This is a genomic window from Acetobacter papayae JCM 25143 (assembly GCF_000613285.1).
Classification (GTDB): Bacteria; Pseudomonadota; Alphaproteobacteria; order Acetobacterales; family Acetobacteraceae; genus Acetobacter; species Acetobacter papayae.
In genome coordinates this window covers 100,822-115,710 of sequence record NZ_BAIN01000001.1, presented here as the reverse complement: position 1 = coordinate 115,710, position 14,889 = coordinate 100,822, and the positions used below count along the sequence as shown (strand labels likewise).

The 14,889-nt window shown below is 59.6% G+C and carries 14 protein-coding genes and 5 pseudogenes; 12 read left to right on the top strand and 7 right to left on the bottom strand.

The annotated features are described in order from the left end of the window. Nucleotides 1-25: 25 nt before the first annotated feature. The 4 genes and pseudogenes from JCM25143_RS15545 to JCM25143_RS00595 form a co-directional block, all read right to left on the bottom strand. Nucleotides 26-534 (bottom strand): annotated as a pseudogene (locus JCM25143_RS15545) (phosphatidylglycerophosphatase A family protein). Continuing rightward, the gene (locus JCM25143_RS15540) at nt 531-2,102 is read right to left on the bottom strand and encodes a lytic transglycosylase domain-containing protein (RefSeq protein ID WP_051542696.1); all 1,572 of its coding nucleotides are present in this window, start codon (nt 2,100-2,102) and stop codon (nt 531-533) included. Before JCM25143_RS15540 ends, JCM25143_RS15545 begins: the two are co-directional and overlap by 4 nt. After that, nucleotides 2,066-2,503 carry a hypothetical protein gene (locus JCM25143_RS20505; RefSeq protein WP_051542691.1) on the bottom strand — a complete coding sequence of 146 codons (438 nt, stop codon included), beginning with the start codon at nt 2,501-2,503 and terminating at the stop codon, nt 2,066-2,068. The genes JCM25143_RS15540 and JCM25143_RS20505 overlap by 37 nt, the downstream gene beginning before the upstream one ends. Nucleotides 2,504-2,561: 58 nt before the next feature. Beyond that, complete coding sequence (locus JCM25143_RS00595) at nt 2,562-3,173, bottom strand: YjbE family putative metal transport protein (protein WP_025859665.1); 612 nt, start codon at nt 3,171-3,173, stop codon at nt 2,562-2,564. A 176-nt stretch (nt 3,174-3,349) separates the two neighbouring features. On the opposite strand from JCM25143_RS00595, the pseudogene purB reads away from it, so the two are divergent. The 9 genes and pseudogenes from purB to JCM25143_RS00550 all read left to right on the top strand — a co-directional run bounded on the left by purB (nt 3,350) and on the right by JCM25143_RS00550 (nt 10,196). After that, nucleotides 3,350-4,698 (top strand): annotated as a pseudogene (gene purB, locus JCM25143_RS15535) (adenylosuccinate lyase). A gap of 149 nt (nt 4,699-4,847) precedes the next feature. After that, nucleotides 4,848-5,614, top strand: a pseudogene (purC, locus tag JCM25143_RS15530) (phosphoribosylaminoimidazolesuccinocarboxamide synthase). Between the two features lie 28 nt (nt 5,615-5,642). Further along, nucleotides 5,643-5,885 (top strand): phosphoribosylformylglycinamidine synthase subunit PurS, encoded by a 243-nt coding sequence (gene purS, locus JCM25143_RS00580; RefSeq protein WP_025859664.1) that lies wholly within the window; start codon nt 5,643-5,645, stop codon nt 5,883-5,885. Continuing rightward, nucleotides 5,882-6,277: a Rap1a/Tai family immunity protein gene (locus tag JCM25143_RS00575; RefSeq protein ID WP_025859663.1), complete on the top strand. Its 396-nt coding sequence runs from the start codon at nt 5,882-5,884 to the stop codon at nt 6,275-6,277. The genes purS and JCM25143_RS00575 overlap by 4 nt, the downstream gene beginning before the upstream one ends. Continuing rightward, a complete protein-coding gene (purQ, locus tag JCM25143_RS00570; protein ID WP_025859662.1) occupies nt 6,274-6,975 on the top strand; it encodes a phosphoribosylformylglycinamidine synthase subunit PurQ in 702 nt (233 codons plus the stop codon). The genes JCM25143_RS00575 and purQ overlap by 4 nt, the downstream gene beginning before the upstream one ends. Continuing rightward, nucleotides 6,972-9,154 (top strand): annotated as a pseudogene (gene purL / locus JCM25143_RS15525) (phosphoribosylformylglycinamidine synthase subunit PurL); the annotation flags it as partial. The gene purQ and the pseudogene purL, both read left to right, overlap by 4 nt. A 55-nt stretch (nt 9,155-9,209) precedes the next feature. Further along, complete coding sequence (locus JCM25143_RS00560) at nt 9,210-9,440, top strand: BolA family protein (RefSeq protein ID WP_025859661.1); 231 nt, start codon at nt 9,210-9,212, stop codon at nt 9,438-9,440. Between the two features lie 35 nt (nt 9,441-9,475). Next, nucleotides 9,476-9,814 carry a Grx4 family monothiol glutaredoxin gene (gene grxD, locus JCM25143_RS00555; protein ID WP_025859660.1) on the top strand — a complete coding sequence of 113 codons (339 nt, stop codon included), beginning with the start codon at nt 9,476-9,478 and terminating at the stop codon, nt 9,812-9,814. A 73-nt stretch (nt 9,815-9,887) separates the two neighbouring features. Further along, nucleotides 9,888-10,196, top strand: coding sequence for a hypothetical protein (locus JCM25143_RS00550; RefSeq protein WP_025859659.1), 309 nt, complete (start codon nt 9,888-9,890; stop codon nt 10,194-10,196). A gap of 103 nt (nt 10,197-10,299) precedes the next feature. Here JCM25143_RS00550 and JCM25143_RS15520 read toward each other — a convergent pair whose 3' ends face one another. Beyond that, entirely contained in the window at nt 10,300-10,692 is a 393-nt protein-coding gene (locus tag JCM25143_RS15520) for a YraN family protein (RefSeq protein WP_234394809.1), read from the bottom strand. On the opposite strand from JCM25143_RS15520, the pseudogene JCM25143_RS15515 reads away from it, so the two are divergent. Beyond that, a pseudogene (locus JCM25143_RS15515) lies at nt 10,691-12,116 on the top strand (phospholipase D-like domain-containing protein). The gene JCM25143_RS15520 and the pseudogene JCM25143_RS15515 overlap by 2 nt on opposite strands. On the opposite strand, the gene JCM25143_RS00535 reads toward JCM25143_RS15515, so the two are convergent. Together JCM25143_RS00535 and JCM25143_RS00530 are read right to left on the bottom strand one after the other, a co-directional pair. Beyond that, nucleotides 12,100-12,819: an endonuclease/exonuclease/phosphatase family protein gene (locus JCM25143_RS00535; RefSeq protein ID WP_025859658.1), complete on the bottom strand. Its 720-nt coding sequence runs from the start codon at nt 12,817-12,819 to the stop codon at nt 12,100-12,102. The pseudogene JCM25143_RS15515 and the gene JCM25143_RS00535 sit on opposite strands and share 17 nt — an antisense overlap. Next, entirely contained in the window at nt 12,816-13,907 is a 1,092-nt protein-coding gene (locus tag JCM25143_RS00530; RefSeq protein ID WP_025859657.1) for an AI-2E family transporter, read from the bottom strand. The genes JCM25143_RS00535 and JCM25143_RS00530 overlap by 4 nt, the downstream gene beginning before the upstream one ends. Here JCM25143_RS00530 and JCM25143_RS22980 point away from each other — a divergent pair. Next, on the top strand, nt 13,906-14,637 hold the full coding sequence (locus JCM25143_RS22980) for a rhodanese-like domain-containing protein (RefSeq protein WP_234394820.1): 732 nt from the start codon (nt 13,906-13,908) through the stop codon (nt 14,635-14,637). The genes JCM25143_RS00530 and JCM25143_RS22980 overlap by 2 nt on opposite strands. Further along, on the top strand, nt 14,534-14,884 hold the full coding sequence (locus tag JCM25143_RS22975; protein WP_234394817.1) for a sulfurtransferase: 351 nt from the start codon (nt 14,534-14,536) through the stop codon (nt 14,882-14,884). Before JCM25143_RS22980 ends, JCM25143_RS22975 begins: the two co-directional genes overlap by 104 nt. Nucleotides 14,885-14,889: the final 5 nt, after the last annotated feature.

Below are 14,889 nucleotides of genomic sequence, written 5' to 3'. Positions count from 1 at the left end.
GGGACTGGGAGGTGGGGATCATGCATTATTTGCGCACCGTCCGCAGGTATGGCAGCGCCCTAAAGGCTTTCACGCAAGCAGCGGCGATTACCCCTGCCACGATATCATCCCCCATAATGCCAACCGCATCATGCCGCCTGTCCAGTGTGCCGACCGGGCCGGGTTTGGTAATGTCAAACAGGCGGAACAGGCCAAAAGCCAACAGAGGCAGAAACCACGCATGCCCGGATGCGGGAGAAGCTTCCGCTGGCTGCGCCGCAGCTTTCTTGTCGTCCGCCGGAAGGCAGCCGAGCAGCGCCAGCCACATACCGGCCACTTCATCAATAACAATCCAGCTGTGATCCTCGCCATCTCCCGCACGATTGGCCGCCCACCAGCCACAACACTTGCCGCCACAGCCGAAGAGGCCAGCAGGCGCGGGCGTTTGAGCATGGGAATACCCAGAACAAGAGCGGCAAAAGACCCCACGGTGCCGGGAGCACGGGGCGACAGTCCACACCCGCCAAACGTGGCGATAAAGCGTGCCGGTGTCATTGGTTCTCTCCCATAGCTCTGTAAATAATCATGTTTTCCCATACGCGCTGAACGTAGTTCCGAGTTTCGGCCAGCGGAATGCTTTCAATCCAGTCAAGCATCACATCATCCTTGGCGCCATCGCTTGCCGGGTTGCCCATTGTGCCAAGCCAGCGCCCCAGCCGCCCCGGTCCGCCATTATAGGCTGCGGCAAGATAAGGCACGACAGGCCCGAAGCGCCCCTGAATATGCTCAAGATACGCAACACCCAGCCGAATGTTGCTCATGGGGTCATGCAACCCTGTTACGCTGGCGGCGGAAGGGGCCAATCCAGCCTGCCGGGTCATGTCCGCCGCCGTGGAAGGTTTAAGCTGCATCAGGCCAATGGCGTTGGAAATGCTGACAGCATCGGGATTGAAGCTGCTTTCCTGCCGGATAAGGCCCGGCACCAGCCCCGCAGGAAGCCCGTTCTCGGGAATGGAGTAAGGATCTGGCCAGCCTGTGGGTAGCAAAATGCCATCGCGCCCGGCCTTGCGGGCAGCGGTTACCGCAATGTCAGGCAGGCCAAGCCGCTGGGCAAGAGTCGAAAGCCCACGCAGGGCCGTATCCCCAGAGGTCTGGCCTGCGAGCATGAGCAGAAAATCGCGCGCATGGGGCCTATCCCCCCATGAAACCAGCAGGGCTGCGGCCTGCGCCAGTTCGTTCGCATCCAGCGCCTGATCCTCGGCGCCACCAGTCAGAGCCAGTTCATGCAGGCCCCGCCGGGTAATATCGGCCACGTAAGAGGGCTTGAGCAGGGCCTGATCCTGCCCTTCCAACTGCGCACCTGCCAACTGGCCATAAAAAGTGGAAGGGAAAGCGGCGGCCTGCTTCAGCGTTGCACGGTATTCGCCCTCATTACCGGCCTGCTCATACGCACGGGCCAGCCAGTATAATCCCCGGCTTTTGCTGATAAGCGAGGAAGACTGCGCCAGAGGCTGAAAAAATGCCACTGCGCGGGGGGCATCATGCCCGAAGCGTAGGGCAATCCACCCACACAGAAACAGGGAATCTAACCGTCCCGCACCACCAATAACCGGATCATTTGCAACGGTCAGGGCATCAGCAGCGCGCCCGCTTTGCAGGAGCTCACGCGCCAGTGCTTCACGCTCGCGCCAGAACTGGGCGGGCGGGGCGGCCTGTTCTGCTGCATTGCCTGTCGCTGCCCACAGGGCCACGGCCTCATCATAACGCTGCTGCTGACGTAACCAGCGTGCGTGATCGAGAAACAAAAAACTGTCAGCCGCAACCGATGCTGGCAGCGCGTCTGCCTGTTCCTGCGCATCGGCTGCATTGGTACGAAAGGCCAGACGTGCACGGGCCAGAGCCTGCCTGTCAGCCGCCAGATAGGGTAATGTCCGCCGCGCGGCTTCTGTCAGACCGGCTCGCTCCTCACGGTCAAATCGTATCCATGAAGCCGCCGGGGTCACCGCGGTGGGAAACTGGACCGTAAGCAGGCGGGCAGGGGTCGCTGCATCGTTACCATTCTGCCATGCACGTGCGGCTTCATCTGTCAGACGGGCGACCTGATCAGGAGCTGCTGCGCGCAATACGCCAGTGCAGCCGCCGTGTTCAGGCTCTGGCTACTACATACCCCCCGCACAATGGCCGGGTTCGATTCCAAAAGCAGAGCCTGCTCCATACGCGCACTGATCAGCGACCGGCGGGGCCATGCCGGGCCATTGGCCAGAAAATCCGCATAATCCTGCGCACTGGCCCGATCCGGCCCAACCAGCCGGAGCCAGAAATGCAGGCGGTCCGTCAGGCTGCCACTTGTCGCTCCAGCCGTTGGTACGGAGAGATCAAGCTCTGGGGCAGCGTAAAGATCGTCCCCATCAGCCGCCGGCGCCGGATCATCCGCCGCCACCGCCAATACGGGGCCACCCAGAAAAGCGACGGTCAGGCCAATAGCAGCCCAGCTCCGCCAGCATGCGGCACGCAAACATGTCATGCTCAGACGTCACCCTGTTTCATGTTCGGGCGCAAGATACTGTGCAGCCCGATACGTGTCAGTGCCCGATATGGCCCCAGATCTCGCCACCGCCTTTGACAATCAGTTCCAGCGCAACACCCAGAACAATGAGCAGGCCAACCCACGCAATCCATTTATAACGCTCAAGCAGGCGGGCGATCAGCGATGCGGCAAGCCCCATCAGCAGCACGGAAAGGGCTAGCCCCATGACCAGAATACCCGGATGTTCGCGCGCAGCCCCCGCCACGGCCAGCACATTGTCCAGGCTCATGGACAGGTCGGCTATCACGATCCGCGTAATCGCCTTACCCAGACCACCGGGAGTGGGGCCATCAGTCCCGTGCGCGCCGGCATTGTCGTGCATTTCGCGGTACATCCGCCAGCATACCCACAGTAGCAGCAATCCGCCGGCCAGTGTCAGCCCGACAATGGCCAGCAGCCTGACCGCCACCAGCGCCAGCAGAATACGGATAACGGCAGCAAACCCCACCCCGATAAAGATGGCCTTCTGCCGTTCCTGCGGGGTGAGCGAACGCACCGCCATGCCGATAACAACAGCGTTATCTCCGGCAAGGGTCACATCAATCAGAACAACCTGCAAAAATGCGATAACAGCGGGCAGGCTAACAGATTGCAAAAGACCTGACACGGCGGCTCCAATTCGTGATTTTTGGGTGCAAATCCGCACCTCAAGAACAGAGAAATCCGGCAAGCAGGCGAAAAAGTCAAAGTTTTCCGCTTTGATGGCAGACGCCCGCACGGAAATCCGCTAGAGAGGCGCCACCGTTTGGACCTTCATGTTCTGATAGTAAGGAAACACGCGTTATGGTGCCGCGCTATACCCGCCCCGTCATGGCCGCCATCTGGTCACCCGAAAACCGTTACCGCATCTGGTTTGAAATCGAGGCGCTCGCCTGCGAAGCCATGGCGGAATACGGCACGGTTCCCAAGGATGCCGCCAAGGTTGTGCGCGAGAAGGGCAACGCCGCCATGGCCGCCTTTTCCGAGGCCGACCTCGCCCGGATCGACGAGATCGAGGCCGAAACCCGCCACGATGTCATTGCCTTCCTGACATGGCTGGCTGAAAAAGTCGGGCCGGAAAGCCGCTTCGTGCATCTGGGCATGACCTCGTCCGATGTGCTGGATACCTGCCTGTCCGTGCAGCTCGTGCAGGCTACCGACCTGCTGCTCAAGGATCTGGATGACGTTCTGGCCGCACTCAAGGCCCGCGCGTTTGAACACAAGCACACGCTCACCATCGGGCGCAGCCATGGTATTCATGCCGAGCCGACCTCTTTCGGCCTGAAGCTGGCCGGGCACTACGCTGAGTTTGCCCGCAACCGCCAGCGCCTTGAAACCGCACGGGCCGAAATCGCAACCTGCGCCATTTCCGGTGCCGTTGGCACCTATGCCCATCTCGACCCGCGGGTTGAATCCTTTGTGGCCGAACGGCTGGGCCTGCAGGCCGAGACCGTTTCCACGCAGGTTATCCCGCGCGACCGTCATGCTGCCTTCTTCTGCGCTCTGGCGGTTATTGCCAGCGGCATCGAGCGCCTGGCTACGGAAGTCCGCCACCTCCAGCGCTCCGAAGTGCGTGAGGCCGAAGAATTCTTCCATCCGGGGCAGAAGGCTCTTCAGCCATGCCCCACAAGCGCAACCCGGTGCTGACCGAAAACCTGACCGGCCTTGCCCGCCTTGTACGCTCGGCCGTCATTCCCGCGCTGGAAAACGTGGCCCTGTGGCACGAGCGTGACATCAGCCACTCCTCGGTTGAGCGCAACATCTGTCCCGATGCCACAATCGGGCTGGACTTCGCACTCGCACGCCTGTCGGGCATGATGTCCAAACTGGTGGTTTACCCCGACCGCATGGCCGCCAACATCGAAAGCCTCGGTGGGGTTGTCCATTCTGGTGAAGTCCTGCTGGCCCTTGCCAAGGCCGGACTGTCGCGCGAGGACGCCTACCGGATCGTGCAGCGCAACGCCATGGAAACATGGACGAAGCTCGGCACCCCCGAAGGCAAGACCTTCCGCCAGAATCTGGATGCGGATACCGAAATTTCGGGCCGTGTCAGCGCCGATGTGCTGGATGCCGCCATGGACAGCCGCCAGCACCTGCGTGCGATCGACGCGCAATACGAAAAAATCTTTGGTGAAACCGGGCCGCAACACTAAACACGGCACAGGCACCGCGCGGCGTATCGCCCGCGCGGTAATCCTGCTATGAAAGCCGGACGCACTTCCAGCATACCGCCACGGCGGGTTTTTCATATCTTCCAGTCGGCCCCGGCCGGTCTGGTCTGACACGACAGGTAAGGATCATCATGGCCCGCCGCAGGCAGCTTTATGAAGGTAAAGCAAAAATCCTTTTTGAAGGCCCCGAGCCGGGCACGCTTGTGCAGTATTTCAAGGATGACGCCACGGCCGGAAACGGCGCAAAAAGCGGCGTTATTACCGGCAAGGGCGTGCTGAACAACCGTATCAGCGAACATCTGATGCTGCGCCTGCAGGAAATCGGCATTCCCACGCATTTCATCCGGCGTATCAACATGCGTGAGCAGTTGGTCAAGGAAGTCGAAATCATTCCGCTGGAAGTGGTGGTGCGCAATATTGCTGCAGGCAGCATTTCAAAGCGGTTCGGCATTCCCGAAGGGCAGCGCCTGCCTCGCCCCATCGTTGAATTCTATTACAAGAACGACGAACTGGGCGACCCTCTGGTGTCGGAAGACATATCATCGCTTTCGGATGGGCCTGTGCACATGACATGGAAGACATCACGGGCATGGCCATGCGCGTGAACGACTTCCTGTGCGGCCTGTTCAGCGGCATTGGCATCCAGCTTGTCGATTTCAAGCTGGAATTCGGCCGCTGCTGGGAAGGTGAGGAAATGCGGATTGTGCTGGCGGACGAAATTTCGCCCGACAACTGCCGCCTGTGGGACACCCAGACCAACGAAAAACTGGATAAGGACCGCTTCCGCCGTGACCTCGGCAATGTCAAGGAAGCGTATCAGGAAGTGGCGCGCCGCATGGGAATTCTGCCCGAAAACGGGGCAGGGGGCGACATGAGAGGCCCGGAAACGGTACAGTAAAAGCCGCGAGCGGCAACGGGAGCGAAGAATGAAGGTACGTGTGACCGTCATGCTGAAAGACGGTGTTCTGGATCCGCAGGGCAAGGCCATTGGCCATGCCCTGCATACCCTTGGCTTTGGCAACGCTCAGGATGTGCGCGTAGGCAAGGTGATCGAGCTTGATCTGCAGGGTAGCACTGCGGAAGACGCCCGCAAAACAGCTGAAGATATGGCAAAGAACCTGCTGGCCAATCTGGTTATCGAAGATTACGCCATTGAGGTGCCCGCATGAAGCGGCTTGCCCTGTTCTGCCTGACAGGCGCCCTCGCCAGCCCGCTGGCGGTCCCGACCCTGTTCCATGAGCAGGCCAGGGCACAGCGTATAACCCCCATGCAGACAGACAGCTTTGCCCGCATCTGCTCGCGCCCGACCGGGCACAGCCTGTGCGATGCGTATCTGAGCGGACTGGCTGATGGTGCAACGCTTTCCAAACTCAACAGCAGTGCCGCGGGCGATGCCAATGCAGCCGCCGCGTTCTGCGTTCCGGTATCGGAAACGACCGCATCCATCCGCGGCAAGGTTCTGATCTGGCTGAAAGCCCATACGGATGCCCTGTCCCACCCAGTGGGCGAGAGCGTTTTCAAGGCTTTGCATGACACCTATCCGTGCGGGGCAAAACCATGAAAGCTGCTATTGTCGTCTTTCCCGGCACTAACCGTGAACGGGATATGGCCCTTGCACTCAAGCGCGTAACCGGCACGGCCCCGCGCATGATCTGGCACCACGAGACCGACCTCTCGGGGCTTGATCTGGTGGTTCTGCCGGGTGGTTTCAGCTATGGCGATTACCTGCGCTGCGGTGCCATGGCGGCTCATTCGCCCGTCATGGGTGCGGTGCGTGCGTTCGCGGCCAAAGGTGGGCATATTCTTGGGGTGTGCAACGGCTTTCAGATCCTGACGGAATCTGGCTTGCTGCCAGGCGCACTCCTGCGCAACGCCAATCTGCGCTTTCTGTCGCAGGACTGCTACCTGCGGGTTGAAAACGCACAGACCCCCTTTACCCGGCTCTGGACGAAGGGCGATGTATTCCGCACGCCGCTCGCCCATGGCGATGGCAACTATACTGCCGACGCGGCAACGCTTGAACGTCTGGAAGGCGAAGGCCGTGTGGCATTCCGCTACGCCAGCGCCACGGGGCATGTGCAGGCCGATGACGTGGCCAGCAACCCCAATGGCAGCCTCAACAGCATTGCCGGCGTTCTGAGCGAAAACAATCGTATCTGCGGCATGATGCCCCACCCGGAGGATCTGGTTGATCCGCTCATGGGCGGTGAGGATGGTCTGCCTCTGTTTAAAGGTCTGGTGGAGGCCGTAGTCCGGTGAATAAACCCGCAACCGTTGATGTCGCCCTTGCTCGTGAATTTGGCCTGACAGCCGAGGAATACGGGCGTGTGCTCACAATCATGGGCCGTACCCCAACACTGACCGAACTGGGTGTGTTCTCGGTCATGTGGTCGGAACACTGCTCCTATAAATCGTCACGCAAGTGGCTGCGCAACCTGCCGACCACCGCCCCGTGGGTTATCCATGGGCCGGGTGAAAACGCAGGTGTTGTCGATATCGGTCAGGGTTATGCCGCCATCTTCAAGATGGAAAGCCATAACCACCCCTCCTTTATCGAACCCTATCAGGGTGCGGCTACGGGCGTTGGGGGATCCTGCGCGATGTGTTCACCATGGGGGCGCGCCCTGTCGCAAACCTGAACGCCCTGCGCTTTGGTAGCCCCGAAAACCCTGTCACACGTCGTATCATCGATGGCGTGGTGCGAGGCATTGGCGGCTATGGCAACTGCGTGGGTGTGCCCACGGTTGGGGGGGAAATCAACTTCCACCCAGCTTATGATGGCAACCCGCTTGTAAATGCCATGACGGTGGGCATTGCGCGTACGGACAAGATTTTCCTCTCCGCTGCCGCGGGTGTGGGCAATCCTGTCGTGTATGTCGGCTCACGCACGGGGCGCGATGGTATCCATGGCGCGACCATGTCCTCCGCCGAATTTGATGAAGATGCGCTGTCCAAGCGCCCCACCGTGCAGGTTGGTGACCCCTTCATTGAAAAACTGCTGATCGAAGCCTGCCTGGAACTGATGGCAACCGATGCTATCGTCGCCATTCAGGATATGGGTGCGGCGGGCCTTACGTCCTCTTCCGTTGAAATGGCGGGCAAGGGTGGCGTGGGTATCGACCTTGATCTGGACGCAGTGCCCCAGCGTGAACCCGGCATGACAGCCTATGAAATGATGCTGTCGGAAAGCCAGGAACGGATGCTGATGGTGCTCCGCCCGGATCGCACGGACGTAGCCCGCAAAATCTTTGAAAAATGGGAACTCGACTTCGCCATCATCGGCCATCTGACCGAAACCGGTCACATTGTCGTGCGCCATAACGGGCAGGTGGAAGCCGATATTCCGCTGGCCCCGCTGGCGGATCAGGCCCCGATATACGACCGCCCGGCAATAGCCCCCGTGCCCCCCGCACCGCTGGAACCCGTACACGCGCCGCTGTCGCTGGACGCCATGCTTCTTGAGCTTGTCGCCTCGCCCGATCTGTGCTCGCGCTCATGGGTGTGGAACCAGTATGACAGCACCGTAGGCGGGCAGACCGTGCGCCGCCCCGGTGCGGCTGATGCCGCAATTGTGCGGGTGGATGACACGGAAATCGCTCTGGCCGTCACCACGGACTGCACACCGCGCTACTGTCAGGCAGACCCGAAAACGGGTGGTGCGCAGGCCGTTGCCGAAGCATGGCGCAACATCACAGCCACGGGCGCACGCCCTCTGGCCGTGACGGATAACCTGAACTTCGCCAACCCGGAAAAGCCCGAGATCATGGGACAGTTCATCGCTGCGATCGAAGGCATGGCGGAAGCCTGCACCGTGCTCGACTTCCCGGTCGTGAGCGGCAATGTCTCGCTCTATAACGAGACCCGCAACCCTGATGGCTCCACCACCGCCATTCTGCCCACACCGGCTATTGGTGGCCTTGGCGTGCTGGAAAATGTGGCGCAAGCAATCGGGCTTGGCATGCAGGATGGCAAGGATGTGGTTCTACTGGGGGCAACACAGGGAGCGCTCGGACAGTCCATCTGGCTGCGTGAAATCCTTGGCCGTGAAGATGGCCCGCCGCCTCCTGTCGATCTGGCGGCCGAACGCCGCAATGGTGACTTTGTCCGCACGGAAATCCTGTCCGGTGCCATTACCGCATGCCATGACCTTGCCGATGGCGGTATTCTGGTTGGCCTTGCGGAAATGGCCATGGCGGGCGATGTCGGTTGCGTAATCGACAGCCCGGATTCCGGTATCCGCCCCGAAGCCTTCTGGTTTGGTGAGGATCAGGCCCGTTATCTGGCCTGTGTGGATGATGGCGCGGCCCTGTGCGCCCGTGCGGCGGCGGCAGGTATTCCTGCACGAATTATTGCCCGTTCCGGCGGCAAGGATTTGATTTTGCCGAGCGGCGTCACCATATCCATCGCACGACTGAAAAACGCGCATGAAACATTTTTTTCCTGCACTGATGGACGCCCGTTAAGGCAGGAAAAACAGAAGGGGGAGAGGCAACATGGCAATGAGTGCCACGGAGCTGGAAACATACATCCGCGCGGCGTTCCCGGATGCTCAGGTCAAGATTGATGACCTTGCGGGCGACGGCGATCACTACGCGTGCAGCATTGTCAGCGAGGCATTCCGGGGCTTGCCCCGTGTGCGGCAGCACCAGCTCGTTTATGATTCCTTACAGGGCCATATGGGCGACAAGCTCCACGCCCTGGCACTCAAGACAGCCACTCCCTGACCCATTCGGGTTTACCCCTTGCAAGGACATGACCAATGACTGATTCCGCTACACAGGCAATCCAGCAGGAAATCGACAGCAACCCGGTTATGCTGTTCATGAAAGGCGATGCCGACTTCCCGCAATGCGGTTTTTCGGCCCGTGTCGTTCAGATCCTCAACCATCTGGGTGTACCGTTCAAAACCGCGAATGTTCTGGCTGATCCCTCCATCCGTCAGGGTATCAAGGATTTCTCCAACTGGCCGACCATTCCCCAGCTTTACGTCAAGGGTGAGTTTATCGGCGGCTGCGATATCGTAACGGAAATGTTCCAGAGCGGTGAACTGCAGACCCTTCTGGCAGAAAAAAACATCGCCTGTAACGCATCTGCCTGATTTTCAGGTTGTCATGCACACTCCGGCCTGTATAGTTTCACACAGATCGTGAAAATGGGATAAGGCCGGAGTAATGACGCGGTTTGTTTTGGGGCGTGTGTCACTTGTGCTCTGTGGTATGGCGGTTGCTGCTTTTGGCTTTCAGCCCGCTGCACGCGCACAGAGAGTTATTTCCGACCTTGAAGCCAGCAAGCTCACATTTGCAGCGCTAACAGCACCGCCGCCCGTTTTTCATGCTCACGCACACACTGCCCATCATGGTGTATCGTCCCATTCCGTAACTCTTGCTCATGCAGGCAAAGTTCATGGCATGGTTCATCTTGTCAGCTATCATGCCTCCAAGCATGCCGTGCACGTCAAAAAGACCCATCACCGCACCTGATCCCGGTTACGGTTTAATCCTGTATCGGATTCTGCGGCTCACGATCACATTTGCCGCAGAATGTCTTCGACCCACTCCATACCACCGGCACTGTCCATCGCTATCAGGTCAAACCTGAGTTCCTCGTAATGCCATGCGCCATTACGCTGAAGCAGACATTCAGCCGCCCTGTACAGCCGTCTGGATTGCACGGGTGACAGACAGGCAGAGCTTCTGCCATTGTCTGACGTTTCTTCACCTCAATAAACACCAGAATACCCGCACAATCCGCCACGATATCGACCTCTCCACGAGGTGTCCGGGCGCGGCGCAGCAGAATACGCCAGCCTCGGGCCTCCAGCATGGCGCAGGCCTTACTTTCAGCTTCAATGCCATCCTGCTGGGCCTGCACACCGCGCGCGTGCCGAGCGGGCGAAACCGCTTTGCGTTGTCCCTGCACATGATACATGGTGTTTGTTGCTTTTCCTGCCGAGCGGAAGTCCCGATCAAACGCCATGCTATCCGTTTTTTCCCATCCCCTGCAGCTTCTCGCCCTGATGATACTCCAGCTTGTGCTGGTCGCAACTGTTGTTCTGCACATCCTGCTGACCAAGCGTGACACGGCATCGGCCATAGGTGGATGGGCATCTGCATGCTCATGCCCATTCTAGGGTCGGTACTGTATGTCATGTTCGGCATCAACCGCGTAACGCGTCTGGCGCGTAAGCTGGTTGGCACGCGCTCGGGCGGGCGGCCCGGTATTTCACGCCTTTCCTCATGGAACCGGGAACTGGAAGGGCAGTTCGCGCCATTGGCACTCATGGTGGGCAAACTGACCACCCGCCCCCTTGTCTGCGGCAACACCATCACCTGCCTGCATGATGGCGATGGCGCTTATCCGCCCATGATCCGCGCTATCGAAAATGCGAGCAAAAGCGTCATATTGTGCTCCTATATTTTTCGCGATGACCAGACAGGGCAGGCATTCGCCAAAGCTCTGGCAGACGCACATGCCCGTGGCGTGTGTGTGCGCGTGCTGGTTGACGGTATTGGCAGCGGGTATTTTCTTTCCCCCATCTACCACCGCCTGAGACGGGCAGGGGTGCCCTGTGCGCGCTTCATGCATTCCGTCTGGCCGTGGCGCATGCCGTTTCTTAACCTACGTAATCACCGTAAAATTCTGGTCGTGGATGGCCATATCGGCTTCATGGGCGGGCTGAACATCGCGGATGAAAACCGTGTATCCCGCAAGCCCCGTAACCCTGTATCTGACACACATTTCATGATCGAAGGCCCAGCGGTGCATCAGTTGGCGGCAACAGCCGCATGGGACTGGTATTTTACCACCCATGAAACACTGGATGCTGACCTGTTCAGCGAAGCCCCTAGCGGCAAGGGCGAAACACTAGCGCGTATTGTTACGGCTGGGCCGGATACGGATCTGGAAAAAATCGAATACACCATGTTGCAGGCCATTACTCTGGCGCGACGCAGTGTACGCTTGATGACGCCCTATTTTCTGGCAGGCGAACGTTTTCTTTCAGAACTGGAACTGGCAGCCTTGCGAGGTGTGCAGGTAGATATAGTCATTCCCGAACGCAGTAACCATCGTGTCCTTGACTGGGCCTGCGCAGCCAATATTGCCCCCTTGCTGCATTCGGGAGCGCGTATATGGCTGGCAGCGGCACCTTTCAACCATTCCAAGCTGATGGTCGTGGACAAGGCGTGGTCTTTCTTTGGCAGTTCCAATCTTGATATCCGCACCTACGGCTGAACTTCGAAATCAATATGGAAGCCTACGATACCTCTCTGGCCGATAGTCTCGATACGTTCATTAACAGCCATCAGAACCGCAGGCTCACCCATTATGATTTGGACAACCGCTACAAGCTGGAAATAGTACGCGACGCCTTTGCCCGCCTGTTCATGCCCTATCTGTAAGAGCTGTAATACGGGCAGCCCCTTCTGCCTGAGCCGGCTGAAGCATGACCGCAATAGGCCTGTGATCAGAGGCAAAAACCGGCAGAACCCGTGAGCCAAGGCAGATCATGCCTTCGGTCAGGCAGCGATCAATCCTGATCGGCAGAACCTCGGCCATGTTATGCGTGGGCGCTTTTGGCCCCACATCCCGAAAGCCCGGCACCAGCGTTGGCCCCACCAGATTGAAATCACCCAGAATGGCGCAGGGCGCCGTTAGCAGAGATGCCACCCTGCGTAACTGCCGCCGGTTCAGCACCTGCCCATGGGAGAGATGCACATTGGCCAGAGAAAACTGTCTGTATTCGATAATCTGCGCATGCCGTTTGACCATCACCCCCGAAGGGATTGTGCAAGCCCGCGGCGGCCGGCTGAAAGGCTGACGGCTCCAGCAGGCCAGACCATGAATGCGACCGGGCAGAGGCGCGCGGCTGTAATGCCCGCCCACCAGTAGCGGCAGGGCATCAATCTCGACTGTGGCTTCCTGCATGAGCAGGATATCAGGATTTTCACGCGTGATAAGGGCCGCCACATCGTGAACGGTGGCACCGGTTCTGCGCAGCAGGTTCCAGCTTATGACTTTAAGCGCTGCGCCTTCATACCCAGGGTTCTGGCGTGCGCGACGGCGCTGAGCCCATTCTACAAGATTTACAAGCCTGCGTTTCATGGAGCGGTATTCCTCCTGCCGTCAGCCGACAGCAGCAGCAGCGCATCTCTGGCGGCGAATTCCATTGTGACGGAAAAGCCAATGGCCAACAGGATAGGGCCAAGGAAAATGCCAACCCCGCCAAAAGCCAGAATGCCCCCAATCACGCCCAGAACAGTCAACAAATAAGGCAGCTTGGACCCCCGTACGATAAAAAGCGGCCGAATGACATGATCCGCCCCGGACACAAATATAATGCCGTAAAGCAGCAGCAGAATACCATGTCCCGGATGATGTGCCACCAGCAGCCAGATCGCGGCAGGCCCCCAGACCAGAGGCGCGCCGACCGGAAACACGGCAAGGAACGCGGCAAGGATACCCAATACCACCGGCTCCCCCACGCCTGTCATCCACAGTCCTATGCCGGTCAGTATCCCCTGAATGATGGCGGTACCCAGAATACCATAAACCGTGCCGCGCACCGTGCTGCCCACAATATGCAAGTAACGCCCTGCCTGTGGGCCTGCTATGCGCAGGATAACCGCCTGAAGCGTGTCCCAGAGCACGGAGCCGCCAATCCAGAAAAAGAATGAAATGAACAGCGCCATGACAAGATGTAAGGCCCCGTTGGCAAACTGCATCAGTACACCCAGCAGGGACTGGATGATGCTGCCCGCATAGGGCCGGAACTCTTCGGCAAAGGCGTTGACGTTCTGCTCCCACAAGGCCCAGCGATGGCTGATTTCAGCGCCAAAAACCGGCAGGGTGGCGAGCCAGTGGGGCAGGGGCGGCAGGTGGTTGATTTCTCCCACCAGCGCCATCAACTGCGCGGCCAGCCTTGGCCCGGTGGAAAAGCTGGCCGATGCCAGTGCCGCCAGCGGCAGCACAACCCCCACAGCACACAGGCAGGTCATGACCAGACTGGCAGCACTCGCCCCCATGCGCCTGCGCAGGTGCTGGAACAGTGGCCATGTCGTATAGGTCAACACCCCAGCCCATAGCAGTGCTGAGGAAAACGGTGCCAGAACAAGCACACAGCCATACCCGACGGCCCCCAGCAGCAGGAATCGCAGGACATGTTCTGTTGTTATGATCCGTTCATTCGCCATGGCAGTTACTAAAGCACGGCACCTCAAAGACCGCCAGCATGGCAAGAAAGCCGGTTCACGCCTGCGGTGGATCATCTTATGGTGCGAACACCCGAAACAGGAAAACGGTTACAGGTTGGCCATGTCCCTTCTCGTTCAGGCGGATGAACTCGCAACCCTGCTCCGCTCACCCACGCCGCCAGTCGTGTTTGACGCCACAGCCCTCCTGCCCGGAGAAGGGGGAAACCCCGCCGAGCGTTTCCTGCATGAACATATTGCGGGCAGCCTGTATTTCGATATCGATATTTTTTCCGACCTGCAGGGCCTGTTCCCACACACCGTGCCGTCCGCCGCGCGTTATGCCAGCCTGATGGGAGCGCTGGGCGTAGCGCGGACAGACCCTGTCGTTTTTTACGATCAGGCAACACCGCCTCGGCCTGCCGGGCATGGTGGCTGGCCACGCTGTTCGGCCATGACACCGTGCGCATCCTTGATGGCGGCTTGCCGCATGGCTCAGGGCTGGCCTGCCGGTTTCAGACAGACCCACCCCACCGCGCCCTGCCACCCGCTATCATGCCCACACACAGTACAGCCGCATAGCCGGGCTGGGCGATATGTGCACGATCGTGGCGACTGGCGAGCGGCCCATTCTGGATGCACGGAGCGAAGCGCGTTTTTACGGTACAGCCCCCGAGCCCCGGCCCGGCGTCCGCTCCGGGCATATGCCGGGTGCGCATTGCCTGCCTTATAAAACAGTGCTGGACGGGCAGGGGCATTTCCTGCCGCGACAGGCCATACAGGCCCTTTTCCAGCAAATGGGCCTCAAGCCGCAGGACAGGCCCATAACCACCTGCGGTTCAGGCATGACAGCCTCAGTCCTGAGCGCTGCCCTGTCCCTTGCGGGATTAGAAAACAGCGCTCTCTATGATGGTTCATGGGCCGAATGGGGCAGCATGCCCGACCTGCCGGTTACCACCGAACGCACCCCCAACCAGTAAACACC

Coding starts and splice junctions, on each gene's coding strand:
- grxD (WP_025859660.1), top strand. CDS start 9,476: ATGACTGATTCCGCTACACAGGCAATCCAGCAGGAAATCGACAGCAAC.
- JCM25143_RS00575 (WP_025859663.1), top strand. CDS start 5,882: ATGAAGCGGCTTGCCCTGTTCTGCCTGACAGGCGCCCTCGCCAGCCCG.
- JCM25143_RS15520 (WP_234394809.1), bottom strand. CDS start 10,692: ATGGCGTTTGATCGGGACTTCCGCTCGGCAGGAAAAGCAACAAACACC.
- JCM25143_RS00535 (WP_025859658.1), bottom strand. CDS start 12,819: ATGAAACGCAGGCTTGTAAATCTTGTAGAATGGGCTCAGCGCCGTCGC.
- purS (WP_025859664.1), top strand. CDS start 5,643: ATGAAGGTACGTGTGACCGTCATGCTGAAAGACGGTGTTCTGGATCCG.
- purQ (WP_025859662.1), top strand. CDS start 6,274: ATGAAAGCTGCTATTGTCGTCTTTCCCGGCACTAACCGTGAACGGGAT.
- JCM25143_RS22980 (WP_234394820.1), top strand. CDS start 13,906: ATGGCAGTTACTAAAGCACGGCACCTCAAAGACCGCCAGCATGGCAAG.
- JCM25143_RS20505 (WP_051542691.1), bottom strand. CDS start 2,503: ATGACATGTTTGCGTGCCGCATGCTGGCGGAGCTGGGCTGCTATTGGC.
- JCM25143_RS00550 (WP_025859659.1), top strand. CDS start 9,888: ATGACGCGGTTTGTTTTGGGGCGTGTGTCACTTGTGCTCTGTGGTATG.
- JCM25143_RS00560 (WP_025859661.1), top strand. CDS start 9,210: ATGGCAATGAGTGCCACGGAGCTGGAAACATACATCCGCGCGGCGTTC.
- JCM25143_RS00530 (WP_025859657.1), bottom strand. CDS start 13,907: ATGGCGAATGAACGGATCATAACAACAGAACATGTCCTGCGATTCCTG.